A 23,919-nucleotide genomic window follows, 5' to 3' on the forward strand; every position below is an offset into this window, starting at 1 on the left:
CTCCCCACCGGGTCACGAGACCGGGTCGGCACGCCGAGCCTCAGGGGTGCCCAGTGGGGCGGGTCAGGAAGCCGGACCTCCGGGGCGCCCGGCGAGGTGAATCCGCGGCCCGGTTCAGACGGCCGGGACGGCGAAGCGCAGGGCCGTCATGCCGACGATCGGCGTGCGGGAGGTCTCCCTCCCACGCGCGCCGTCCCGCGCCTCGAACCGGAGCACGCCGCCGGGCACCCCCGCGTACACGACGCCGTCCGGGCCCGCCGCGATCCCGGCCGCCGCCCCCGGCAGCCGCCACTTCTCGCGCGCCCGGAGCGTCTCGCCGTCCACCACCTGGACCGACGACCCGGCGGCCACGTACAGCCGTCCGCCCGCCGCGACGGCCGAGGCCCTGCCGCCGGCGGCGCCGATCCGCGCCCTGCGCTCGATCCGCAGCGTGCCGGTGTCCGCCCGCACGACCGTCCCGCTCGCCGCGTCGTACACATGCAGCGCCCCGCCGTGGACGGCCAGCGCGTGCCCCCGCGCCGCGCCGCGCCCGAACGGCTCGGGCAGGTCCAGGCAGTACGCCCACCGCTGCTCCAGGTCGAGCACGTGCACGAACGCGTGCACGCCCGTGCCGCGCCCGGCCACCAGATCACGCGTGTGCAGGTGGCCGGGCTGGTGGGTGTAGAGCGTGTACAGGCGCCGGTGGTCCGGCGCGAGCACCGCGACCCGGCCCTCCCCGCGCATCGTCTCCTCCGCGCCCGCCGGCACCGGCTTCTTCTCCCGCGTGAGCAGCGGCCCGAGCGTGCCGGAGTCCAGGTCGTACATGCGCACGCGGTAGCGGTCCGGCCGGGTGGCGGGCAGGTATTCGAGGACGAACAGCGCCGTCCCGCCGAGGCTGAAGGAGTCCGGCTCGAAGTTGCCCTTCAGGCGCAGCGTCTTCGGGGGCCTGCCGCCCGAGGGGTCGGCCACGACGATGGTCGTCTCCCGCCGTCCGGGACCGCCGTACGGGGAGGTGGGCGCGGGGGCGGCCAGGGCCACCGCGGTGCCGGACGGCGCCACCGCCCGCGCCACCAGGCCCGGCGGGACGGAGGTCCGCATCAAGGTTCCGCCGGTCCGGGCGTCCAGCGTGACCAGCGTGTTCGCCGCCGTGACGGTGTGCATGAGCCGCCGATCGGCCCCGGGGGCCGCGTCCTTCAGGGACAGGATGGTCACGCCGGTGGCGGCGTCCACGGCGGACAGATGGGCCGAAACATCGGCGTACAGCACGTCCCCGGCGGGCGGGGAGGCGCCCGCGGCGGCGGGCACCCGGCCCGGGTCCGGGAGAGGGGGATCCGCATCGGGATCCGTGCACGAGGTGAGCAGGGCGGCACCCGCGAGACCGCCGGTGAAACTCAGGAAATGGCGTCGCTCCATGCCCTGCATACCGCCCCCGCCGCCATGGGGTTCCCGGCTTCTCCGCGGCGTTCGGAGATCGGCGCGGCCGGGCACAACTGCCGACGACACGGCGATTCCTTGGCGAACGTTGCTGATTCCGAGGCCGTGGCGCTTCGGTGAACACTGAGAGCATGCGCAACGTCCGTATCGGCGTCGACACCGGGGGCACGTTCACCGACGTGGTCGCGGTGGACGAGCAGACCGGCCAGATCACCACGACCAAGACCCCTTCCACGCCCGCCGACCCCGCGGTCGGCTTCATGAACGGCGTGCGCAAGGTGCTGTCCGGGCTGAGACTCGCGGACGTCGGCGGCGTCGTCCACGGCACGACCGTCGCCACCAACCAGCTTCTGGAGGACCGGCCCCTCGACCTGGGGTTCATCACCACCGAGGGGTTCGCGCACATTTTGGAGATCGCCCGCCAGAGCGTCCCCGACGGCTACGGCAACTCGTACTTCTGGGTCAAACCCCCGCGTATCGTGCCCGTGCACCGGGTGAAGACCGTCGGCGGGCGCCTGGACCACCTCGGCCGCGAGGTGCGCCCCTTCGACGAGGACGAGGCCGCCCGCGCCGCCCGCTGGTTCCGCGACCGGGGCGTCACCGCCCTCGGCGTGTGCTTCCTGCACTCCTACGCCAACCCCGCCCACGAGCACCGCATGCGCGCCGTGCTGGAGCGCGAGCACCCCGCCGCCGTCGTCTCCCTGTCCAGCGACGTGCTGCGCGAGTACCGCGAGTACGAACGCTCGGTCACCACCCTCGTCGACGCGGCGGTCAAGCCCACCATGCGCCGCTACATCGCCGACCTGTCCGGCCGCCTCGGCATGCCGTTCTCGGTGATGAAGAGCAACGGCGGCGTCCTGTCGGCGGCCGAGGTCGTCCACCAGCCGATCACCACCGTCCTGTCCGGGCCCGCCGCCGGAGCCCTCGGCGCGGCCCTCATCGCCGAGACCGCCGGACACCCCTCGGTGATCACCCTGGACGGCGGCGGCACCTCCACCGACGTCGCCGTGGTCGTGGACGGCGAGCCGTCCCTCACCACCGAGGGCTCCATCGGCCGGTACCCGTGCAAGATCCCCATGATCGACATCGTGACCGTCGGCGCGGGCGGCGGCTCGGTCGCCTGGATCTCCCCCGAGGGCACGCTGAAGGTCGGCCCGCGCTCCGCAGGCGCCGACCCCGGGCCGCTGTGCTACGGCAAGGGCGGCACCGAGGTCACCGTCACCGACGCGCACGTCTTCCTCGGCCGCGTCCCCCCGAACCTGCTCGGCGGCGAGATACCCCTGGCCGTGGACGCCGCCCGCGCGGGCGTCGGGGCGCTGGCCGCCCGGCTCGGCCTCGGCCCCGAGCGCACGGCCGCCGGCATCCTGGAGATCAGCGCGTTCAACCAGTCCAACGCGATCCGCCGGATCACCGTGCGGCGTGGCCTCGACGTGCGCGACTTCCCGATGGTCGCCTTCGGCGGCTCCGGGCCGCTGCTGGTGTGCCGGCTCATCGACATCCTCGGCCTGCCCGCGGTCGTCGTCCCGCCCGGGCCGGGCAACGTGTCGGCGTTCGGGCTGCTCACCGTGGACGTCAAGAACGACTACGTCCGCACCCACGTCACCCGCGACCTGCGGCCCGAGACCGCCGCCGCGATCCTCGCCGAGCTGACCGGCCAGGCCGCCCGCGCCCTCGACCGCGAGGGCTTCCCCCGCGACCGGCACGTGTACGCGCGCAGCGCCGACCTGCGGTACTACGGCCAGGCGTACGAGGTCCGCGTCCCCGCGCCCGGGGGGCCGGTGGACGAGGCGTGGCGCGCCGAGGTGCTCGACCGGTTCCACGACGCCCACCAGCGGCTCTACGGGTACGGCTACCGCGACGACCCGCGGCACGCCGTCGAATGGGTCAACCTGCGCGTCTCCGGCGTCGGCCCCATCACCCGCCCCGCCATCCCCGCGCTGCCGCCGCGCGACGGCGGCGCCCCGGTCCCGGTGGGGGAGCGGCGCGTGTACTTCGACGACCCGCCCTCCGGGTCCCCGCCATGGCGGACCACCCCCCTCTACCGGCGTGACGAGCTGCGGTGCGGCGACGTGCTGACCGGGCCCGCCGTCATCGAGGAGTACGGCTCCACGCTGCCCCTGCACCCCGGCTTCACCGCCGAAGCCGACACCCACGGCAACCTCGTCGTACGCCGCGCGGCCGCCCCGCCCCCCGAGGCCCCGGCGAGCCCTCCGGCCGGCGCGGACGCGACCCACCTCACCCACGGAGCAGGCGCATGACGGCCGTCGACCCCGTCCTCGTCGAGATCGTCGAGGGGACCCTGGCCTCGGTCGAGCGGGAGGTCGAGACCGCCATCGCGCGCACGGCCCGCTCGCCGATGATCCGCGACGCGCACGACTTCCGCGCCGGCATCCACGACGCGCGCATGCGCAAGCTCACCGGCCGCTCCTACTCCGCGCTCGTCCAGCCCGTCGTCCGCGACTTCCCCATCGCCGAGATGAACCCCGGCGACGTGTTCTTCCACAACGACGTCTACCTGTCCGAGGGCGGCATCGGCCACCTGCCCGACCTCTGCGTCACCGTCCCGGTCTTCCACGACGGCGACGTGGTCGCGTTCGTCCAGGCGTTCGGCCACCACGACGACATCGGCGGCGCCGTCCCCGGCTCGATGCCCTCGCACGCGCGCAGCGCCTTCGAGGAGGGCCTGATGGTCCCGCCGATCAAGCTGTGGGACCGCGGCGTGCCCAACCGGGCCGCGCTCACCATCATGACCCGCAACTCCCGCATGCCCGACTCCCTCGCCGGGGACCTGGACGCCGAGTGCTCCGCCTGCCTGATGGGCGCCCGCCGCCTCGCCGACCTGTTCGCCCGCTACGGCAGGCCGGCCGTCGAGGCGTGCTTCGACACGATCATCTCGAACACCACCGAGACGTTCCGCCGCGAACTGCTGGCCAAGATCCCCGAGGGCGTCTACGTCTGGGAGGACTACGCCGAGCACGACGGCGTCGACCCGCCCCGCCTGCACGCCCAGCGCATCACGCTCACCGTCCACCACGCCGCCGACCGGCCGCTCGTCATCGACTTCACCGGCACGTCCCCGCAGGCCAAAGGCCCCATCAACCACGCCGGCGACTACGCGGACGGGGTGTTCCTCAAGAAGTGGCTCGCCCCGATCCTGCGCAACCTGGCCGACACGCCCGAGCGGATGGCCGAGCTGGACGTCAACGAGGGCGTCGTCCCGCTCATCGAGATGCGCTTCCCCCCGAAGGGCACGCTCCTGACGCCGGTGTTCCCCGCGCCGACCAACGCCCGCACGTTCGTCATCCTGCGCCTGCTCGGCGTGCTCGCCGGCGTCCTCGCCAAGGCCACCGGCGGGCGCATGCCCGCCGACCAGGAGACCATCCGCTACACCGGCGTCTACGGCGAGGACCACGACGGGCGGCCGTACCTCATGCGCGAGGTCCTCGGCGGCGGCTCGGGAGGCCGCTGGTACGCCGACGGCGAGGACACCATCCACGTCGTCCCCGACTCCCGCAACATCCCCGTCGAGTTCGCCGAGGCCCGCTGGCCCTTCCGCGTCGAACGCCTCGGCCTCGCCCGCGACTCCGGCGGCCCCGGCCTCCACCGGGGCGGCCTCGGCTACGACAAACACATCCGCATGCTCCGCGACGCCTCCTTCATGTCCATCGCCGACCGCTCCATCCTCGCGTGCTGGGGCGTCAACGGCGGCCGCGCCGGGCAACCCTTCCTCGTCACCGTGGACGGCCACGAGATGGACGGCCTGGTCGACGACCACCCCGTAGCCGCCGGCCAGACCATCCGCATCCGCACCACCGGAGGCGGCGGCTGGGGCTCCCCCTACGACCGCGACCCGGCCGCGGTAGCCGCCGACGTCCGCGACGGCAAGGTCTCCCTAGAGTCGGCCCGCACCGACTACGGCGTCATCCTGACCGCCCCCGCCGACGCCCCCACGGCCGACGAGCCCGCCACCGAGGCCCTCCGCGCCACCCTGCGCGGATCCGACCCCCGCCCGTTCTTCGACCGCGGCCCCGGCTACCCCACCCTCTCCAACGGCCACCTTCACGCTGAACCGGACATCCTCAGCGGCCCCACTCATGACTCCGACAGCGCCACATCACGGTGACCGCCGCCGGGATGCCCTGTTCGCGCTCCCGGCGAGCGCCAGCAGAGCGAGTCCCACGACGAGCGCGAACGTTTCGGCGCAGGCGGTCAGAACGGCGGGCGCCGAGGTGAACCGATCCGGCAGCCCGCCGGGTCGGCCGGGCATGTCGGCGAGCGCTTGGTGCAGCCCCATGGTGTCGAGAAAGCTCAGCACCGCCGAGAGGATCGTGCCCAGCACCAGCGGACGGACGGGCCGCAGCGCTGTGAGAAAGGCCAGCGCGAGGCTCAGCAGCAGCATGCCGAGGACGCTGAGGCCGGAATCGCTCATGACCGCGCTCTCGGCACCGGGAAGGTCCCACAGCGTCAACGTGGCCGTGCCGGACCGCGTGCGCCCGTCGCGCACCCACGGACGCACGGTGGTGAGCAGCAGGAGCAGGGACAGGCCGCCACACCACACCGCGTACCGAATCCGCTGGACGGTCTCGAAGGAATCGCGGAGCACCGGGACGTTGGACATGCATTTCTCTCTCTGATCTCGGGGAACTCGAAAGCGTGCGGCCTACTCCACGGGCGGCGGCGGTGGGCCGAGGGTGAACCAGACGACGCAGCGCGGATGCTCCTCGATGAACCCCCACTGATCGGAAAGCGCCCGCAGGAGCCGGATCCCCCTGCCGGACTCCGCCAGATCGCCGCCGCCGGAGTGGCCGCAGACGCACGGCGAGGTCTCCGCGCCCTCGTCGACGACCTCGACCTGAAGGCGGTCGTTCTCCTCGACGAGCAGCACGACGCCGATCGCGGCGGACCGGGTGTGCACGACGGAGTTGGTGAACGTCTCCGACAGCAGCAGTACGGCGTCATCGCAGCGGGGATGGCCGGCGAGCAGCTCGCGCAGCCACCGCCGGGCCTGGGCCACGGAGGTCTCGGCCGAGGGAAAGACGGTCCTATCGACCGACCACGGCCTGGGAATGGTGTTGGCGTCTTCGCGCATGGATGTCCTTCGCGAGGGGGCGTCGCAAGATGCCCGTGACAGACGGACGGCACCGCGGCGACCTTCGCGGCGCGGTCGCCGGTCCACCGCACGGTGAGGCGACGCTAGAAGGCCCGGCAGCCCGGTGAGCAGCACGCGAATGCGCCGCCACCGGCCGTCGAACCGTCGGCCGAGAGGCTTCTCCATGTCCTACGCGACCAGCCCTCGTGACGGCAGGCGCGCGAAACCGCTCGGCCGCCGACGCCGGAGCGGTCTGCGACGCGTCGTCACAGGTCTCCAAGCGAGCGACGAGGTGTCTTCTCCGAGTCGTCCGGAGGAAGCGGGGGCGAAAATGTCGGTCGGCTGGGCTTTACTGTGAGCGATCGATTACTTTGCGTACTCGCATGATCGCGGAGGGTGTGATGTCGATGTCCATGTCCAGCCGGCAGACCTTGCTGAAGGTGTTGCTGATGAAGCGTCACCAGGAGACCCATCGTGCGTTCTGCCTGGAGTACGACAAGGTGGCCCGAAGCATCGACCGCCACCTGATCGGCTCCTCGCCCAGCCGCGAGGCGTACGGACGCTGGCTGAAGGGCCACCTGAAGACCAAGCCCCACGCCGACCACTGCCGGGTCCTGGAACGCATGTTTCCCGGCCACACCGTTGCGGAACTCCTCGCCCCGTACGACCCTGGACTCAAGAACCCCGGCGTTCAGGAAGCGCGCCCCGACCCCCGGGAGGCGGCCACGAACAGGCGAGAGATCTTCCAACTCGGCGCCACCACCATGGCCCTGGGCCTCACAGAAAGCATCTACCGCGGCCCCGACCTCTTCGAACAGGCCCTTGACGCAGGCAATGTCGGCGAGGCCCGTCTCCTCTTCCTGGAGTCTGAAGTCGACCGGCTCGCTCAGGCAATGGAGAAGGCCCCACCCACCAGTTTGCTGTCCGAGACACTGCTGCGCTTGACCAGCGTGCGGGAGCTGCTCGCCCATCGGCAGCCCACCGAATCGCAGCGCCGCCTGGTGCGTATCGGAGCGAAGCTGTCCATTGTGATGGGCGTGACCATGTTCTGTGCCAACCAGTTTCCGCTGGCACGCCGTTGGTACACGGCAGCCACGAGGGCGGCGGACGAGGCCGGGGACCGCTACGTCGCTGATCTCGCACTGGCGAACGCGTTGCTCATCCCGACCTATTCGGGTGATGCGCGCGGCGCGCTGGCCCTGGTCACACCGCGTCTGGACCAGGCGGTTGGCGCCACTCCGGCGATCGCCTGGATGTGGGGCTTCGCCGCGCTAGCGCATGCTGCTCTGGGAGATCGTGTGGCCTTCGAGCGGGCGATCAACAGGTCGCGTACCACGTTGGATCGATGCCAGCAGACTGTGCAACAGTCCGGTGCCCTGTCCTTCCAACAGGAACGGCAGACGTTCTACGAGACGCGGGGCCGGGCCGATCTCGGTGATCTCGAAGGCACCGCGGAAGCCGCGACACGCGCCCTTGCCGCCTACGACCCGACGGACAACGCCGATCCTGCGCTGGTGCGGTTCGCCTACGCCTCCGCTCTCGCCAAGGCAGGGGAGAACGAAGAGGCATGCAGAGTCGCGACGACCGCCATCCGTGACCCGTATGTATGCCACAGCCACGTGGTCGTGGTGCGTGCTCACGAGTTCGACAGCCTCCTCGCCCCTTCAGGTTCAGTGACCGCCGACTGGCGACAGGCACTGTCGGAGATCCATGCGCCTGGTCCGACAATGCTGCAGCCCCCATCGTCATCGCGCACCTAAGGGCTACTTCAGACTGCGGCGCGTACTATGACCAGCCGCTCATGGCGGCAGCCGCTGCCCGTGAAACCTTGCTCGGAGTAGACCGCAGCTCCGCCTCAAGCTCGGCGAGGATGTGCTGAACAGCCGTCTTCATCCGCGCCCTCCGGCCGTTCAACTCCTCACCAAAGGCGCGAGCAGTCGGGCCCACCCACACGGCGTGCCCGCCGAACTGCGCACATGCCGGATCAAGCGCGGTTTCCAGCACACGGACGTGCGCTCGTACGGCGGCAAGAGCTGCATCCAGGTCCTGATGCCGTGGATTCGGCACCAGATCATCATCGATGGGCAACGCCGGACTCCAGTTGCGGTGAAAGCGTCGGTCAAGATGGAGATACTAGGTGGTGCAGCGGTTGGTTCTCCCTGAGATTATGTGGGGCGCTACCGGGTTCCGGCCAGACGTGGAGGCGAAGACGATGCTCATCCTGTCCAGTCCCGTAAAGCTCCGCCGAAAGGGAGCCGTCATTGCGCTGCTCGTACCATTGGCCCTAACCGCCTGTACATCCGACGAAGGCCCCACCGCTGCCCAGGCCGGTCAAACCTTAAAAAATCACATCCTTCAACTGTTGAAGGAGAGGAACGCTCAGAACGTGACTATAACGGAGCCAGGGGGTAGGAATATCCCCTGCGCCGATGGGAGAGCGAAGCAGATTTTTGCAGCTACAGGCACCGATGTAGCAAAAACAACCACTCCTGATAACGTACGTTCGGCTCTGCTGGGGGCACTCAATCGAGTGGCTCCGTACAACGTTGTCGATGCTGGTCCGTTGTCCGCACCGATTCATGTACAGAATGACGCCACCAAGACTAAATTGCTTCTTGATTCTCCTGCTGTGGGAGTTTATGCCGTGAGCGGTGAGACCGACTGTCTCGCCTCGCAGTGACATAAAATCAGCTCTCTGTGCGCGCCTTCGAGTTAACCTTCCGACCGTCGAAGATATCCGCCAGCTTCCTGGAGACCGCACCCAGAGCCGAATCATCGCTGGATCCCATGCCATTCGCGATGAACCATCCGTCCAGAGTGTTCAAGCCCTCTCGCTGCTTCAGGATTTCGCTGAAAGGAAGCAGATCTCCGTTTGAGTCGGTGATGGTGGCGTCAGAGGGGTGTGTAGCCTGATAGTCGCGAGGCGAGATCTTCGGGCTCAATCCAGTATTCATCAGAGACTGGGCGATAGAGTGCTGGCGACCGAGAGTTTCCAGCTTGTCGGCTCTTTTAGCCTTTTCGAGCTCTGAATCCGTTTCGGGCTTGTAGGTGTCGTATGTTGACCAGGCGGTGCTCAAGGCCGTCCACGCTGCGGCACCGACTGGGCCGCCTGGGACGATCAGTCCAACTGCCCCGAGCCCATTTCCTGAGAGCCAACTGAACGCTTTTCCTGCTTCCTTTTCGGCCTGCTCCTTTGCGTTGTCCCACTTATCTCTGGCGGCGAGTTGGAGGCCACGCGCGCTGCCGAGTAAGGCGAAGACGTCATCCAATCGCCTGATGTCCCTAGGCCCTGCCACATTGGGCGATTCCTCACCTGTCAAGCGTCGGGCAAGGTTGCCCATGCCTGCTTGGAACGGCGCCTGATTCTCTAGTTTATTCGTGAAGGTCTGGATGAATCTATACGTGTCTTCTGGGCTGAGGCGGAATGTGGGTCGCAGGCCGGAAACCTGGGACTTGACCTCGCCGAAGGCGCTGGGAAGCAAGTGGTTGGCATCTCCGAAGTTCGCGCCTTGAGCGATCTCGGTGGCGTAGGTGCCGGCGATTTCGGAAAGGTGGATACGGGTAGGTTCGGCGAGTTTGAAGTCGTCTGCTGTGGTGATCAAAGTGAAGGCGAAGCGGGCCGCTGGGTCGCTGTGGTGGCCGTCTTTTTCGTCGTAGGCGCCTGAGGCGGAGGCCAGCAGACGGCCGAAGGCGTCGGCTGAGGTGTCGTTGACTCTGGCTCGGTTGTTGAGGTTGTTCAGGAACGTTGCCAAGTCCGGTCGTTGGTCTTTGGGGATCAGGGACAGTTGGGGTGGCAGGAGCTTGGCGAGGGTGTCTCTTGGGAGTGGGCTGTCGCGGGTGGCGAGGCTGATTGCGAGGCGGGTCGCGGCTGGGTCGTGGGACAGGGCTTTGAGGTACGGCGTCAGGGTTGCACCGACGGATTTGTCGCCGGGGAGGAAGATCTGGGTGGCGACCACCTGAGCAAGCCACTCGGTGGGGAAGCGGCCGGCGGACAGCAGGTCGCCGATCGCTTCCTGGTCGTCGTGGTTCGTGGCCTTCTGCTTCAGGCCGTTGGCGATGGCGGCGAAACCGGCGGCTGCGGCGCCGCCCGCGCTGACGGCCGTCCCGAGGGCTCGACTCACCGTGTCAACCGCCGAATCGTCGCCCTCCTGGAGGGCGTGCCGCAGCCGTTCGGGTAGCTGGAGCGTGCGGTTCAGGCCGAGGCCGGCGAAGAAGGCGGTGGTGAACTCGGGGTCGTGGGCGTGGGCGGCGAGGGCGTCTACGATCTTCTGGTGCTTCTCGTCCAGGCCTGGGTCGAAGAAGACGTCTGGGTTGATCTTTTTGTACTGGGCCGCCAGTTCTGTGCCGAGCCGGCGTGCTTCTGTCGCCGGGAGCACACCCTTCTCCTCGTACGGCACCAGGGCGCCGGCCGCTCCCGGGGACCAGTCGGGGAGTCTGGCGATGTCGTGTGCCATTTTGCTGCGGCGTCTGAGGTCGGGGAGGCGTTCGTCCAGCCAGCGTTCGACCTCTCCTATGGGGTCGAGCGACGTCGCGGGGACGCCGTTGGCGGCGAAGACCCTGCGGATGGCCTCCAGGTTTTCGCCGATGACGCCTCGGGCGTGTTCGACCTCGGTGACGAAGCCGTCCATCAGGCCCGGATCGATCCCGGTGAAGGAAGGGGACAGTGGTCCTGTCCCCGGTGGCACGGTGCCCATGTGGTCACCCCCGTCCGCTCTCGTTTCCTGCGTTCACGCACCTCCGGTCCCGACAACCCGGCCCCGCTGCCTCGGGTGTGTGCGTCATGCACTGAGTCGGTTCCGCGTGTGGTCGTGCTCCGGTGCCCCCTGGTACCGGAGGACCAAAATAACGCAGGCGGCGGGAAAGAGGGATAGTCATAAGTCGGTTGGGGTGGACGAGATGGTAACGGGCGTATGGATGGCGAGGCCCGGCATTTTTGTTCCGGCCGTTTACCGGCACTTTCCGTGGGCCGCGCTTGCCGCGCGTGCGCGCTTTTGCCATGGCTGTGGCCGCAGCCACCTGGAATAGCCTCTGAATTCGTACGTTGCGGTGCTAAACGCTATCTATCATCACTTCGCACGGGTTTGGATGCGAGGGGCGTTCAGTCCGTCGCTAGGTGTTTTGCGGGGTAGGCGGCCTTGCTGATCGTCCGGCAACCGTACGGGTTCCGCCGGGTCAGGAGGGGAGTTCGTCGGCGGAGAGGTCGTCGAGGGTGCGGTCGTTGAGGTCGGCCAGGCGGCCGGAGTGGTGGCCGTTGTGGAAGCCTTCGGGGTGGAGGGGAGTGGCGCGGGCGGGGCGGAGGCCGGGGAAGCGGTGGTTGAACTCGGCTTCGACCAAGGCTGTGCGGTCTAGGAGGATGAGTTCGGCGCCGGTGCCCTTGACCTCGGTGGCTATTTCGGTGACGCGGTCGCGGAGTTTGGTGGCGACGCCTGTGCCGAAGCCGACGTAGAAGGCGCGGCGGAAGTCGGCGGACGCGCGGGCGCGCCGGTCCTTGTCCGTCACGGTGGCGAGCGCCGTTGCGGTGTGGCGGCGCAGGGCGGGTCTGACCTGGTTCTCCATCTGGAGGGTGAGGGACGGCAGCAGGACGCGCAGGCCGTCGAGGACGGGTTCGGCGCCGATGACGGTCATGGTGACGTGGGTGGCTCCACGGATGCCGCGGCCCTTGACGCCCGTCCAGCGGTGGGCGCCCTTGCAGCCGAGCGCCTCGCACACCAGGTGCAGCGCCCAGCAGCGTTCGCGGGCGTGGCCGCCGCGGTTGGAGACCTCGAACTCGATGCCGTCGACCTTCCCGGAACGGCCGGTGGCGTGGCGGCGTACGGCCTCGGCGTCCAGGCCGTGCCGCAGCATGAGTGCCGCGGCGTGGGCGGAGGCCAGTGCGGCCTCCTCTTCGCCGGTGTTGGGATGCTCCGCGAGGTCCAGCAGTCGCCGGACCCGTTCCATGATCCTCGCGTAGGACGTCGCGCCGGTGCCGTTCAGGGGCCGTCCTCCCTTCGCCGGTGCGGGCGGCGCCGTACCCACGCCGCCGAGGCGCTCCAACCTAACGCACGGTCCGACGGGAGGGACGTTATGGTCTGGGCGAGTCGCTCCGCGTCACTGATCGAGCAGCATGCCGGTTCCGACATGGTTTAACGCGATAAAGCGGGAAACCGTCATGAGGTGATCAGCTCTGGGTCGAGGTTGTATCCCACAATCGCCATGCTTGTCCTGTTTTTCCGGCTTGCGTGCAGCGCCGGTGATTAACAGGGGGTGTCGAGGGTAGCCGTTCAGCGAAGACAGTGATCGACATACGGTGGTGAAGCGATGGCTGGCATAGTGGATCGCATCAAGGACTATCTGCGCAGCCCCAAGGGGCAGGAGCATGTCCGGCGGGTGGAGACGATGGCCAAGGACCCGCAGAATCAGCGCAAGTTGCGCGAGTTGCTGGACCGGTGGCGCGGTCGCAGGACGCACCGCTGAAAACGCTGAAGCACCGCTGAAATCCCCCGGAAACCCTTGTTGGAACTGGAACCGGTGAGCGATCCGGGGCGCCCGTCGGGCCGGTGACGCTTGCGCCACACGCGGGCTCGGGGGCTGCGAGGCCCCCGAATCCGCCAGGCGCCGGGCGCCCCGTCCAGGAGACCGCCGCGGTCGGAAAGGCCGCCGTGGCCGTCGGCGGTCTTTCCGCCCTGTGCCGGTCGCCGCGCACGTGCGCCGACGGGGCTGACTCATCGGGCCGACGGGGCTGACTCATCGGCCTGGGGTGATGACGAACCGCCAAGTGACCGTCCGCCGGGCGGCGGCCGAAGCGGTCTGCTGATAGCTCGGGGGCGGACGCCGGCTCGTGGCGGTCTCGTCCAGCCGGCCGGTGATCTGAGCGGCGCCCCGGCTCGTCGGTGCGCGGGTTCGGTCCTCCGCCATTCACCGTCCCACCTGCATGAATCCCTTACCGGCCTGATCTCCGTCGCGAGGTGCGGCCCGGAGCCCGCGGTCACCTGCCGGCCGTCCCGGGTCCCCTCTCCTCGCGCCGGCCCTGGCCGGCATCCTCCCTCGTGCCGGCCATCACGATCACCGCCGGCATCCTCGGCGCGTCGCAGGCCTCAACGTCGATCGACGCCGGTCGCGTCTGAGGCCCCGAAGCGTTCGTACCCGCACAGGCGAGACGGGTCTTCGCACTTCACCGGGCATCGAGCTCTCGGTGGAGCACTGCATGTTGACCAATTGATGTACATCCTCTTTACGCTCGCCGTCATGCTGACTATGATTCACGATTGGTGCACTTCGGGCCGTTCACATCTGTTCACTTTCACGTCAACGCTGCCGTGACATTTCGTTCGAGCGCCATACGGATTTGCAGCACGACCTGATCGATGGCCCCTTCGTCCCCTGATTCATCTGTTCTTTGTCAACGCCTAGGGCTGTTTGTGCCCCGTGGCGCTGTTCCTGTGCGTCCTAAGTTTTTCGCGAGCCAATGTTCTACTATTCGCAGAGGTAGTGAATATGGTCGTGGACCCGGCTGGGTTCGTGTTGAGCGGGGTGTCCCGTCCCACATCCGCGGGCAACGTGGTGGAGCTTGTCGTACGGGCGGTGGCCGAGCACCCCGCGGCCGTCGCCGTCCGTGATGGCGATCACGTGCTCACCTACGCGCAGCTGGCGGGTCGCGCGGCCGGGTTCGGGCGGATGTTGCGTGAAGAGCTCGGGATGGGCGGCATGCGAGTCGGCCTCGCCCTGCAGCGGGGCATCCCGCAGCAGATCGCCGTGCTGTCGGTGCTCGCGGCGGGAGCGTGCTACGTGCCTCTCGATCCGGCGCTGCCCGCCGGGCGACTCGAGATGATGATCGAGGACGCCGGACTCGGGCTGATCGTCGTCGACGAGGCCTACGCGGGGCCGGTCGGCGGCTGCCGGACCGTCGTCGTGCCCGCCGTGGACGCGGCCGGCCCCGAGCTGCTCGGCGCTTGGCCGGCCGATCCCGGGGACACGGCATATGTGCTGTTCACCTCCGGATCGACTGGACGCCCTAAGGGCGTGGCGATGCCGCATCACCCGCTGGTGAACCTCATCGAATGGCAACTGCGTGACTCCCCGGCCGGTCCCGGGGACCGCACGCTGCAGTTCGCGCCCATCGGCTTCGACGTCTCCTTCCAAGAGATCTTCTCCACCTGGGGCTCGGGAGGAGAGCTGGTCCTGATCGGCGAGGAGGATCGCCGCGATCCGGGCCGCGTTCTGGAGCTCGCGCACCGGTACGGGGTCTCGCGGCTCTTCCTGCCGTTCGCCGCCCTGCAGAGCATCGCGGAATGGGCCGTGGCGATGCCGGGCCCGCTGCCGGTGCTGCGGGAGATCATCACCGCCGGTGAACAACCGATCATCACTCCTGCCCTCGAGAGATTCGTCGAGGCCACTGGCGATCCCACCCTGGCAAACCAGTACGGCCCCACCGAGACCCACGTGGTGACGCGGAGCCTGCTGCGTGGCCGGCCGCAGGACTGGCCCAGGGTCCCGCCGCTCGGATCGGTCGTGGACAACTGTTCGGTGTACCTGCTCGACGATGCGATGAACCCGGTCCCGGCAGGCGCGGAAGGTGAGATCTGCCTGGCGGGCTCGGCACTGGCTGACGGCTATGTCGTGGATGACGAGCGGACACGCGGCCGGTTCATCGAGGTGCGGGGGATCGGCCGGGTGTACCGCACGGGTGATTTCGGCGTTCTCGAGGCTGGAACGCTCCTTTATCGGGGCCGCCGCGATGACCAGGTGAAGGTCAGCGGCCATCGCGTCGAGATCGGCGAGGTCGAGGCGGCTCTGTCCGCGAACCGATCGGTTGGCCAGGTGGCCGTGGTCCCGGTCGGGCACGGAGCGACGGACCGGCATCTGGCGGCCTTCGTCGTGCCTCGCGCCGGATCGGTCCTGGTGGTCGAGGAGGTCAGGGCCGCCGCGGCACGGGTGCTCCCGCCCTACGCGGTGCCAAGGCGCTTCGAGGTGCTGGATTCGCTGCCGAGGACCAGGAGTGACAAGGTCGACCGCCGGGCGCTGGCGGAGTCCCTGGCGCCGGAGGGTGTCCAGGACGCCGCGGTGCCCGCGGATCTCCGGGATGCGGTCCGCCGCGTGTGGCAGCGGGTCCTGGGCGTCGTCTCGGTTCCCGACGACGCCCAGTACTTCGACCTCGGCGGCGATTCGCTGACCGCGGTCCGTCTGGTGGTGGAGCTGAACCGTTCCCTCGCCAGGCGGGTCTCGGTGGGAGATCTACTGATGCACCCCCGGTTCGCGGATTTCGTGGAGTTCGTCCAAGGTGGCGCCGGGCGGACGCGCTTCCAGCCGCAGGAGATCGCACCGGCCGCCTCCGACGGCACGTGGTTCGGCGTGGCCGCCACCCAGAGCCATCGGATGAACCGTGAGGCCTGGCGGGCTCGCCATGACCTGCCGAGCATCAGCAACGTGCCCATGGCCTATCACCTGACCGGTCCGCTGGACACCGAGGCGCTGAGTCAGGCGCTCCAGTGGGCGGTGATCGCGCATCCGGCTCTCCGGCTGGAAGTCGATCCCGACGGTCGACGGCAGCGCCTCACAGCCTGGAGTCCCACCTTGCGCGTGGTGGCCGTCACCGCCGGCTTCGATGCGCAGACCGCCCGCGAACAGGCCCTGAGCATCATCCAGCGGGACGCCGAGACACCGTTCGCGCGCTGCGGGCCCGCCTACGACGGCCTTCTTCGTGCGACCCTGGTCAGGGTTTCGGAACGTGAGCACTACCTGTTCCTCAATGCCGACCACATCGTCTTCGACGGCTGGTCGATCGGTGCCCTGAACGATGATCTGTCCCGGTGTTACGCGTCCCTCACCCGTGGCGAGACGCTCCCCGCGCCCGTTCCGGACGACCGTTTCCTGCGCTGGGCGCGGACCGAGCAGGCCTGGCTCGATGAAGAACTGGCCCATGCCCTCGAAGAGGACTGGCGCCGCTCGCCCTGGGCGGTCGCCGACCCGGCGGCGGTCCTGCTCTTCCCCGAACCAGCGCCCGGCCCCGCGGAGGACTTCGCGGCAGAAGAGCTGATTCGGCGACGCCTCGGCCCGGAGCCCACCCGCACGCTCCAGGCGGTGTCCAGGGCCATGGCACAGCCGATGGGCTCCGTCGTCACGGCGCTCTACGCCGAGGCCTTCGCCCGGTGGTCCGGCCGGAAGGAGGTCGCACTGGTCTCCACCTTCGCCAACCGGACGGTTCCCGACGCCGAGAGGTCCGTCGGCTTCTTCGCCAACAACATCCCGGTCTTCCTCGGCAACGTGCACGGCCTGCCGCTCCAGGAGCTGATCAGGAGGTCGGCCCAGGAGGTGGGCCGCGCGGCCCAGCGCGAGGCCGTGCCCCTGCCGTTCTGGTTCGGAACGCTCCTGCCCGGTCATCGGGACCTGGCAGGATACGCCCGATTCCTCTTCCTCAACGTCCGCGGTCAGGACCGCGAGGGATCGGGGGACCTTCGCCTGCCGGGTGTCACCTCGACGCCCGTGAAGATCGACATCAGGCTGACCCCATCCTTCGCCCTCGGATTACGGGTCGGCGACAACGGGGACTCGATCTCGCTCGAACTGGCCTTCCTCCCCGCCTTGGTCCCACGAGAGCGCGCGGAGCTCCTCATGCGGGAGATCGAAGGAGCGATCACCAGAGCGGCGTGCCTCCTTACCACTGGAGCCGCCCGATGAAGCTCCTCACGTTCGACGATCTCGCCGGGCACGAGGACTGGCAGCGTCTGTGGGCCGCTGATCCGCTGCAGCACGCGAATTACACCGTCACCGGCCTGGCCGCGGGATCCAGGCATTACACGCGCCTGTACTACCTTCCCGCGGAACACGACGTCAGCCGGTATCGGGCCTCGGCTGAGGTCTTCCTGCCGCGGCACGCGCTGGTGATGGGCCCCGACGGGCCGGTGGCCGGGACGCCCGTCACCGTCGAGGTCCTGGACGGCCGTACCCGGCTGTCCGCCTACGGGCGCCCGCTCTACCTCGTCCAGGATCCGGCGGCGCCGCCCCGGGCACGCAAGCGCGCCGCCGAGCTGATCTATAGGCATCTCCAGGAGGTGGCCGCGGCCCACGACGCCGAGCGATGGCACCTGCGGGACCACCTCACGGACGGGGCGATCTCGCCGCTGACCGAGGTCGTCCTGAGGAACGGCGGCGTCAGCAGGCATCACCTCACCCAGATGGTCGACCTGACCCTGCCCGAGGAGGAACGCCGGGCGGAGCTGAGGAAGAACTTCCAGCGGATCCTCCGCAAGCCGCCCGCCCGCCTGGACCTCGCGGTGGTGACCGGCGCCGAGGTCACGCCGGACGATCTCGAGCAGTTCGCGCGGCTACAGCTGGCTTTCTACGGCAAGGGGATGCGATCGCAGGAGTCCTGGGACGCCATCCGCGCCTCCGTCCTCGCGGATGAGGCGTTCCTGGTGATCGGGCGAAGAGACGGCCGCGTGGTGACCATCGCCTACTTCGCGGTCTCGCCTGGGTACTGCCTGTACGTGTCGGGGGTGAACGAGAGGGGCGGCGCGGGCGACGGGCTCAGCCACCACGTGCTCTGGCGGGCGATGCGGCACGCGGAGCGGCTCGGCTGCCGGTACTTCGAGCTCGGCGAAGTGCTCCATCCGGGCGACCACCCGGACCTGGACGAGAAGTTCCTGAGCATCGGCCACTTCAAAGCCGGATTCAGCAACATGACGGTGCTCCGTTTGGACGTCTTCTCCGCCCCGCTGGGTCGCGGGTGAGGAAGGGAGGGCCTGAGCGGCTTCTTTATGCCGTCGTCCTGGTCATCGCGCTGGGCACCGGGATGTTCACGGTGGGGAGCACGCTGTTCTTCGTGCAGGTCCTCGGGTTCAGCCCGGTCCGGATGGGTCTCGGACTGACCATCGCCGCCGTGCTGGGGCTGCTGGTCAGCGTGCCGCTGACCCGCCTGGTCAACGGCCGGTCTCTGCGGACGGCTTACCTGCAGCTCCTCCTGGTCCAGGCGGTGAGCTTGTTCCTGCTGCCGCAGACCCGCTCGTTCGGGCTGTTCATCGCGATCATGACGGTGAACGCGATCGGCGCCAAGACCGCACGGGCGGTGAACAACGCGTTGATCGGCCACATGGCCGGCCCCCGCAGGCTCGAAGTGCGAGCGGTGGCCAGGTCGCTCAACAACTTCGGGACGGCCGCCGGTGCTCTGCTGTCGAGCGCCGCGGTCGCCGACGACGGCGACCGCGCCTACGAGCTGCTCATCCTGGCCAACGCCTGTACCTTGCTGCTGGCCGCGGCGCTGGTGCTCGGTCTCCGATCCATCGGCCGGATGTCGCGCTCCGCGACCCCCTCCGGCTCCGCGCTGCGGGACACCCGGTACCGCACGGTGACGCTCATCGACGCCGTCATGTGCCTGGAGTACTTCGTGATCACCCTGGTACTCCCACTGTGGGTCGTCGGGCACACGAACGCGCCGAAGGTCGTCATCCCGTTCCTGTTCGTCCTGAACATGATCATGGTGGCGCTGCTTCAGCTACCGATCTCGAGGAGAGTGCGGGACGTCGCCAAGGCCGCACGCTGCCTGCGGATCTCCGGAGTCGTGTTCTTCGGCAGTCTCGCCCTCCTGGCGGCCGCCGCGTCCGCGGGCCCGGTCCTCGCCGTCGGGCTGCTCTTCCTCGGCGTGGCCGTGCACACGGTCGGCGAGATCTTCCACGCCGCCGGCGCCTCCGAGCTGAGCTACGGCTTGGCCCCGCCCGACCGCCTCACCGAATACCAGGGCGTCTTCGGGCTGGGGATGGGAACCGCCGAAGTCCTCGCCCCCTACGCCTTGGCAGTCGTCTGCCTCCAGGACGGCCGGCTCGGCTGGCTGGGCTGGCTCGGCCTCGGGCTCGTGCTCACCTGTGCCGGGTGGGTCTCACCACTGGTGCTCCGCACTCGATCGCTCCATCCCCCATTGCTGGTCAACGAGGAGAAGTGATCTTTTGGGAACGCTCAAGACCGAAGGTTTCGCCAAGCTCGTCGAGATGGTCGCACAGGAGGCCGCGGCCGAACGCCTTGTGCGCGACGCGGCCATGCACGCCGCGACCCTCGGCGAACGACTTGCCGTAGAGGTGGCCCTGGGCGCGCTCAGCAGGCATGAGGCTTTCGTGCTCCACGCCGCGGAGAAGGCCGGCGCCCAGATGGGCCCCGTGGGTCCGGGAGAAAGCCTGGCACTGACCTCCACCGGCCGCCTGCGGATCCTCCGTGCCGGTGAACCTGAGGAGGAGGGCGTCCTGACGATCGGGCGTATCGAATGGGGCGCCGCCCGGCCCGCCTCGCTCGACCAAGAGTGCGATGAGGCGCTGCGGCGGGACGCCGACGAGATCGGCGCCGTCGCCGACTGGCTGCGATCCCGTCCCGCGGGCGAGGCGCAGCGGATGGTCGCCGGCCTTCAGACGCTGCTCAGCCACGTCGGCCCCATGCGGGTCTACATCGGACCGCACTGCTACACCAACTTGGGAAGGGCGAGCAACCTGGTGGGCAAGTCACTGGCGGTCGGCTCCGACAGGTGCCGGCTGAGTCGGCTGGCCGACGTGCCGGTCGCTCAGTGGCCGCCCGAGGACGCGTGCTTCGTCGTCCTGATGACCGCGCTGATCGGTTCAGGGACGCCGTCGCGTACTGAGGAGATGAGCGGGACCCAGCTGATGCCGGGACGTCTTGAGGCGTTCATCCGCGACCGGATCGCGGCCTATGACGGGTCGGTGCCGCGGGAGACGGATGAACTGGCGCTCGTGGATCGGCTGTTCGCGCTGTCCGCGCAGGCCAGGGAGCTCCGCCCCGGCAAGCTTCGCGGATGGCCGCCGTTCTACCGCACGGTGCAGTCGATGACCATCCACAAGCAGGAGCACTTGTTCACCGTGCCCGTCACCGCCGTGGACCTGCCCGGAGCCTTCGTGGAGAAGCTCATGTGGCTGCTTCCCGGCACCGACGTCGCCGGGACGAGCGACTGGGAGAGCGCCTGGACCGCCCACGCCGTGCGAGCCCACGAGAACGCCCGTGACGCCGCCTTCACCACTCATTTCGAGCAGGTGGTCCATGATCTGGTGGAGGCCGGTACGGAGGCGACGGTCTCACATGTCGGGATGTCGCGGGGGCCCCGCGACATGGCCGAGTTATCGCGGCAGATCGCGGCGGGCAGCACCGTGCCGGGGCACTGGAAGACGAGCGACTACTACTGCTGCGTGGTCCCGAGCCGGGACTTCGGCCGGCGGTTCGCCGACAACGGCGTGCCCGAGGAGCTGACGCAGGTGGTGCGAGCCATCGCGGCCCGCATGCGCTGGAACGGCTGGCATTTCATGCCGCACGCCAGCGGCGTCGGCGACGACCCGAGCTTCGCCGACCGAGACTGGTTCTACGCGCCGACCATGCCGGACGTCACCGAATGGACGTCGCACCACCATCAGGGCCATGTGGCGAACGGGGTACGCCACGCGATCCGCGTCCCGTTCCCGCTGACTCTCGCGGGCGCGTCTCGGCCCGGCATCCACGACTTCAGGCTGATGCGCACGGACGGTGATCCGTATACGCTCCAAGATTTCCGCGCGGCCGTTGCGATCGGTCAGGTACTCCGCGGCCTGTACCAGTCCTACGCCTCACAGGTCGACGCGGGCGGGCGTGCTCTAGTGATCAGCGATTTCGACAACCGGTGGTATCAGAGGCGGTTCACCGCCGCCGCTTTGGTCTGACAGGAAAGGTTCCACCAGCATGACCAGTACCCGGCCGGCAGTCCTCTTCATGGGGCTGCGCCGTCCAAGCCTCGAGTGGAAAGCCGAGATCGAGGCAGCGCTAGGCCGCGACCACGACGTCTTCGTGCACTCGGACGCCTCCCTTGACCGGATCGGCCTCCCGGAGGAGCAGATCGCGAAGTTCTTCATGGCCGACTCCGTCGATGCGATCGCCGCGCAGAGCGTCGAGCGGATGCGCGCCGCCGGCCGCGTCCCGTCCTCGGTCGTCTGCTGGGGCGACCGCTACATCCGCGTCACCGCCCTGATCGCCGAGACCCTGGGGCTGAGGGGCGTGGGCCCGCAGGCCGCGCTCGTCTGCGGGGACAAGGCCGCACAGCGCCACGTTCTGGATCCCCATGGCCTCAACCCCCCCTGGCGGCGTGGGACCACGGTCGAGGAACTGCGGGCGGCGATCGACGAACTCGGCATGCCGCTGATCTTCAAGCCGGCCCACTCCTCGGGCGGCAAAGGCACCGCTCTGATCGACGAGGGCACCGACATGGACGCGCTGCTCGCCGCCACCACGTCCAACTACGTCGAGTCCAGCGCTTTCGTCGTCGAACGTTACGTCGAGGGCAGCGAGCACTCCGTCACCGGTCTCGTCCGCGATGGGCAGGTGGTGACCCTGGCGGTCGCCGACAAGTTCCTGGACGAGGCGGGCCTGAGCACGGTGGCCACGCTGGTCCCGTCGGCGCTCGCCCCCTGGGAGGCGGAGCGGTTGCACGAGGCGGCCAGGACGGCTGTGCGGGCGGTGGGCATCCGGGACGGCGGCTTCCACGTGGACCTCCGCCTCGGACCGGACGGCCCGGTCGTCCTGGAGGTCGGCGCCCGCCTGGGCGGAGACCTGATCAACTCCCATCTCGTCCCGCTGGCGACCGATGGCCGCGTTCAGCCGTACCGGGAACTGCTCGGCGTGCTGAACGGAGAACCTCTGCCGGAACCCGCCCCGGCGACGGCCAAAGCGGCGATGGTCATCGTCCCGGTGCCCGACGGAGGGGTGGAGCGCTCGCTGGAACGCGTGGCCGGGCACCCACTCGTCACCATGGCCACGGATTGGACGAATCCCGGGAAGCCCGCGATCGCCGTTGTCACCATGCTGGACGACCATGAGGTACCGGTCGTGGCCAAGAGCCTGCGCGCCTGGATCGAAGCGTAGATGGGCCGGCCGATCGTCGGGGTGCTGGCCTGCCGCAAACGACGCCCCAACGGGACCAGTTACTCACGGGTCAACGACGTGGTGACCGCCGGCCTGCTCGAGCACGCCGGGGTACTCCCCGTGCTCATCCCCGCGGTCGGTGCGGAGGTCATCGGCGGGGTGGTCGCCGGCCTGGACGGACTGGTGCTGCCCGGGAGCGGGTCCTATGTCCATCCTGCGTTGTACGGTCGCCCGGACGCCGAGGTCCCCGGCCGTGAATACGACCTCGGCCGGGACGAGGTCGCCATGGCGCTTCTGCGCGCCGCACACGAGGTCCCCGGTCTCCCGGTCCTCGGCAGCTGCCGGGGCATGCAGGAGCTCGCCGTTCATGCGGGATGCGTCCTGGAGGACCTGGCCGGCGAGTCGGCGGGCGTACACAGGCACGTACCCGCGGAGGGCGGCGACCGGTGGGCCGAGGCGCACCTCGTCGAGTTCCGTCCCGGCGGGTTGTTCCAAGACGGGTGCACCGCCCAGGTGAACTCGCAGCACTCCCAGGCGGTCGCCGCCGCGACCGGGAAGGTGCGGGTCGAGGCCGTGGCACAGGACGGTGTGATCGAGGCGCTGAGCATCGACTGGCCGGAACGCTTCGTCGTGGGAATCCAGTGGCATTTCGAGCAGCACACGGCGGACGGCCCGCTCAACCAGAGAATCCTGCAATCGTTCGGTCGCGCATGCGAGCGGCACCAGGAAGGACGACGACATGCTGAACCTGACTGAACCGTCCATCGCGGCAGCGGTCGAGGCGGCATCGGTGGCGGTGGAAGCCGGGGCGGACGACCTGCTCTTCGTGGCCGGCTCGGTCGTGGACGGGCTGGCCAACGACAACTCCGACCTCGACCTCTATTTCCTCGGCCGGGACGGTGACGCCGTGATCGGCGCGGAGACGACCGTCCGGAAGGGAGAGAAGAGCGGGACGATCGGGGTGATCGGCGGCCGGGAGGTCAGCGTCTCGATCATCGAGCCGGCCGGGCTGTCCCGCTTACGTGCCGACTTCGGCGACTGCCTGGGCGCGCTCGGCCAAGGCGACGGCATCGTGCAGCTGGAGAGCCAGAACGACCTCAAGTTGTTGCACCGTGTGCGCACCGGCGTTCCAGTCCGGGGAGAGACGCGATTGCACTCCCTGCGTCAGGAGCTGGGCACGGACCGGCTGGCGGAGTACCTGGTCAACGTGCACGGAGTCGCGGCGGTGAACCGGCTCGTCGACGTCGAAGGCGAACTCGCCGAAGGCGGCGAGGACTCGGCGTCGTGGATGCTCCGCGAGGCGAGTTCGCATCTCGCACGGTTCGCGCTGGCACTCGAAGGGCAGACCAACCCGGCCCCCAAGTGGCTGGTCAAGCTGCTCGGGCGGGCGCGACTCGCCCCTGCTGACCGTGCCCTCCTCCTCCGCGGCCTGCTGGAGCCGGGGCGGGAGACCAAAACGCTGCTCGACACGGTCAAGATCCGGTTGAGGGAGATGGTCCTCACGGCGCCCGATGAACTGGTCGGCCCCTATCTGCGCCGTCAAGCCGAGCGGAAACTGCCCTGAG

At 69.2% G+C, this 23,919-nt stretch carries 18 protein-coding genes; 13 read left to right on the plus strand and 5 right to left on the minus strand.

All coding sequences use genetic code 11. The annotated features are described in order from the left end of the window. Positions 1-114 precede the first annotated feature (114 nt). The gene (locus BJ982_RS21790; RefSeq protein WP_184882849.1) at positions 115-1,392 is read right to left on the minus strand and encodes a YncE family protein; all 1,278 of its coding nucleotides are present in this window, start codon (positions 1,390-1,392) and stop codon (positions 115-117) included. A gap of 152 nt (positions 1,393-1,544) precedes the next feature. Between BJ982_RS21790 and BJ982_RS21795 the strand changes: the two genes are divergently transcribed. Next, the gene (locus BJ982_RS21795; RefSeq protein WP_184882851.1) at positions 1,545-3,671 is read left to right on the plus strand and encodes a hydantoinase/oxoprolinase family protein; all 2,127 of its coding nucleotides are present in this window, start codon (positions 1,545-1,547) and stop codon (positions 3,669-3,671) included. After that, positions 3,668-5,536 (plus strand): hydantoinase B/oxoprolinase family protein, encoded by a 1,869-nt coding sequence (locus BJ982_RS21800; RefSeq protein ID WP_184882852.1) that lies wholly within the window; start codon positions 3,668-3,670, stop codon positions 5,534-5,536. Before BJ982_RS21795 ends, BJ982_RS21800 begins: the two co-directional genes overlap by 4 nt. Here BJ982_RS21800 and BJ982_RS21805 read toward each other — a convergent pair. Continuing rightward, the gene (locus tag BJ982_RS21805; protein WP_184882862.1) at positions 5,528-6,031 is read right to left on the minus strand and encodes a hypothetical protein; all 504 of its coding nucleotides are present in this window, start codon (positions 6,029-6,031) and stop codon (positions 5,528-5,530) included. The genes BJ982_RS21800 and BJ982_RS21805 overlap by 9 nt on opposite strands. A gap of 42 nt (positions 6,032-6,073) precedes the next feature. Next, positions 6,074-6,502, minus strand: a complete 429-nt coding sequence (locus BJ982_RS21810; protein WP_184882864.1) for an ATP-binding protein — start codon at positions 6,500-6,502, stop codon at positions 6,074-6,076. 383 nt (positions 6,503-6,885) lie between these two features. Here BJ982_RS21810 and BJ982_RS21815 point away from each other — a divergent pair, with 383 nt between their 5' ends. From BJ982_RS21815 to BJ982_RS21825, 3 genes are all read left to right on the plus strand, one after another. After that, positions 6,886-8,262 (plus strand): NsdA family TPR-like regulatory protein, encoded by a 1,377-nt coding sequence (locus BJ982_RS21815; protein ID WP_184882866.1) that lies wholly within the window; start codon positions 6,886-6,888, stop codon positions 8,260-8,262. A 196-nt stretch (positions 8,263-8,458) separates the two neighbouring features. Then, on the plus strand, positions 8,459-8,665 hold the full coding sequence (locus tag BJ982_RS21820; RefSeq protein ID WP_184882870.1) for a hypothetical protein: 207 nt from the start codon (positions 8,459-8,461) through the stop codon (positions 8,663-8,665). Between the two features lie 49 nt (positions 8,666-8,714). Continuing rightward, positions 8,715-9,182, plus strand: coding sequence for a hypothetical protein (locus tag BJ982_RS21825; RefSeq protein WP_184882871.1), 468 nt, complete (start codon positions 8,715-8,717; stop codon positions 9,180-9,182). A 7-nt stretch (positions 9,183-9,189) separates the two neighbouring features. On the opposite strand, the gene BJ982_RS21830 is transcribed toward BJ982_RS21825, so the two are convergent. Together BJ982_RS21830 and BJ982_RS21835 are read right to left on the minus strand one after the other, a co-directional pair. Beyond that, positions 9,190-11,196, minus strand: a complete 2,007-nt coding sequence (locus BJ982_RS21830) for a hypothetical protein (RefSeq protein ID WP_184882872.1) — start codon at positions 11,194-11,196, stop codon at positions 9,190-9,192. Between the two features lie 478 nt (positions 11,197-11,674). Next, positions 11,675-12,439: a DUF2786 domain-containing protein gene (locus tag BJ982_RS21835; RefSeq protein ID WP_184882873.1), complete on the minus strand. Its 765-nt coding sequence runs from the start codon at positions 12,437-12,439 to the stop codon at positions 11,675-11,677. A gap of 360 nt (positions 12,440-12,799) precedes the next feature. Between BJ982_RS21835 and BJ982_RS21840 the strand changes: the two genes are divergently transcribed. From BJ982_RS21840 to BJ982_RS21875, 8 genes are all read left to right on the plus strand, one after another. Further along, a complete protein-coding gene (locus tag BJ982_RS21840; RefSeq protein ID WP_184882874.1) occupies positions 12,800-12,955 on the plus strand; it encodes a hypothetical protein in 156 nt (51 codons plus the stop codon). Positions 12,956-13,906: 951 nt separating this feature from the next. Beyond that, on the plus strand, positions 13,907-17,155 hold the full coding sequence (locus tag BJ982_RS21845; RefSeq protein WP_184882875.1) for a non-ribosomal peptide synthetase: 3,249 nt from the start codon (positions 13,907-13,909) through the stop codon (positions 17,153-17,155). Then, a complete protein-coding gene (locus BJ982_RS21850; RefSeq protein WP_184882876.1) occupies positions 17,152-18,207 on the plus strand; it encodes a GNAT family N-acetyltransferase in 1,056 nt (351 codons plus the stop codon). Before BJ982_RS21845 ends, BJ982_RS21850 begins: the two co-directional genes overlap by 4 nt. Further along, positions 18,204-19,412, plus strand: coding sequence for an MFS transporter (locus BJ982_RS21855; RefSeq protein ID WP_184882878.1), 1,209 nt, complete (start codon positions 18,204-18,206; stop codon positions 19,410-19,412). The genes BJ982_RS21850 and BJ982_RS21855 overlap by 4 nt, the downstream gene beginning before the upstream one ends. 4 nt (positions 19,413-19,416) lie before the next feature. Then, the gene (locus BJ982_RS21860; protein WP_184882882.1) at positions 19,417-21,159 is read left to right on the plus strand and encodes a hypothetical protein; all 1,743 of its coding nucleotides are present in this window, start codon (positions 19,417-19,419) and stop codon (positions 21,157-21,159) included. Between the two features lie 19 nt (positions 21,160-21,178). Then, a complete protein-coding gene (locus BJ982_RS21865; protein ID WP_184882884.1) occupies positions 21,179-22,354 on the plus strand; it encodes an ATP-grasp domain-containing protein in 1,176 nt (391 codons plus the stop codon). Further along, positions 22,355-23,110, plus strand: a complete 756-nt coding sequence (locus BJ982_RS21870; protein ID WP_184882886.1) for a gamma-glutamyl-gamma-aminobutyrate hydrolase family protein — start codon at positions 22,355-22,357, stop codon at positions 23,108-23,110. Beyond that, complete coding sequence (locus tag BJ982_RS21875) at positions 23,094-23,918, plus strand: hypothetical protein (RefSeq protein WP_184882888.1); 825 nt, start codon at positions 23,094-23,096, stop codon at positions 23,916-23,918. Before BJ982_RS21870 ends, BJ982_RS21875 begins: the two co-directional genes overlap by 17 nt. The last annotated feature ends 1 nt before the right edge of the window (position 23,919 follow it).

It is taken from the genome of Sphaerisporangium siamense, assembly GCF_014205275.1.
GTDB lineage: Bacteria > Actinomycetota > Actinomycetes > Streptosporangiales > Streptosporangiaceae > Sphaerisporangium > Sphaerisporangium siamense.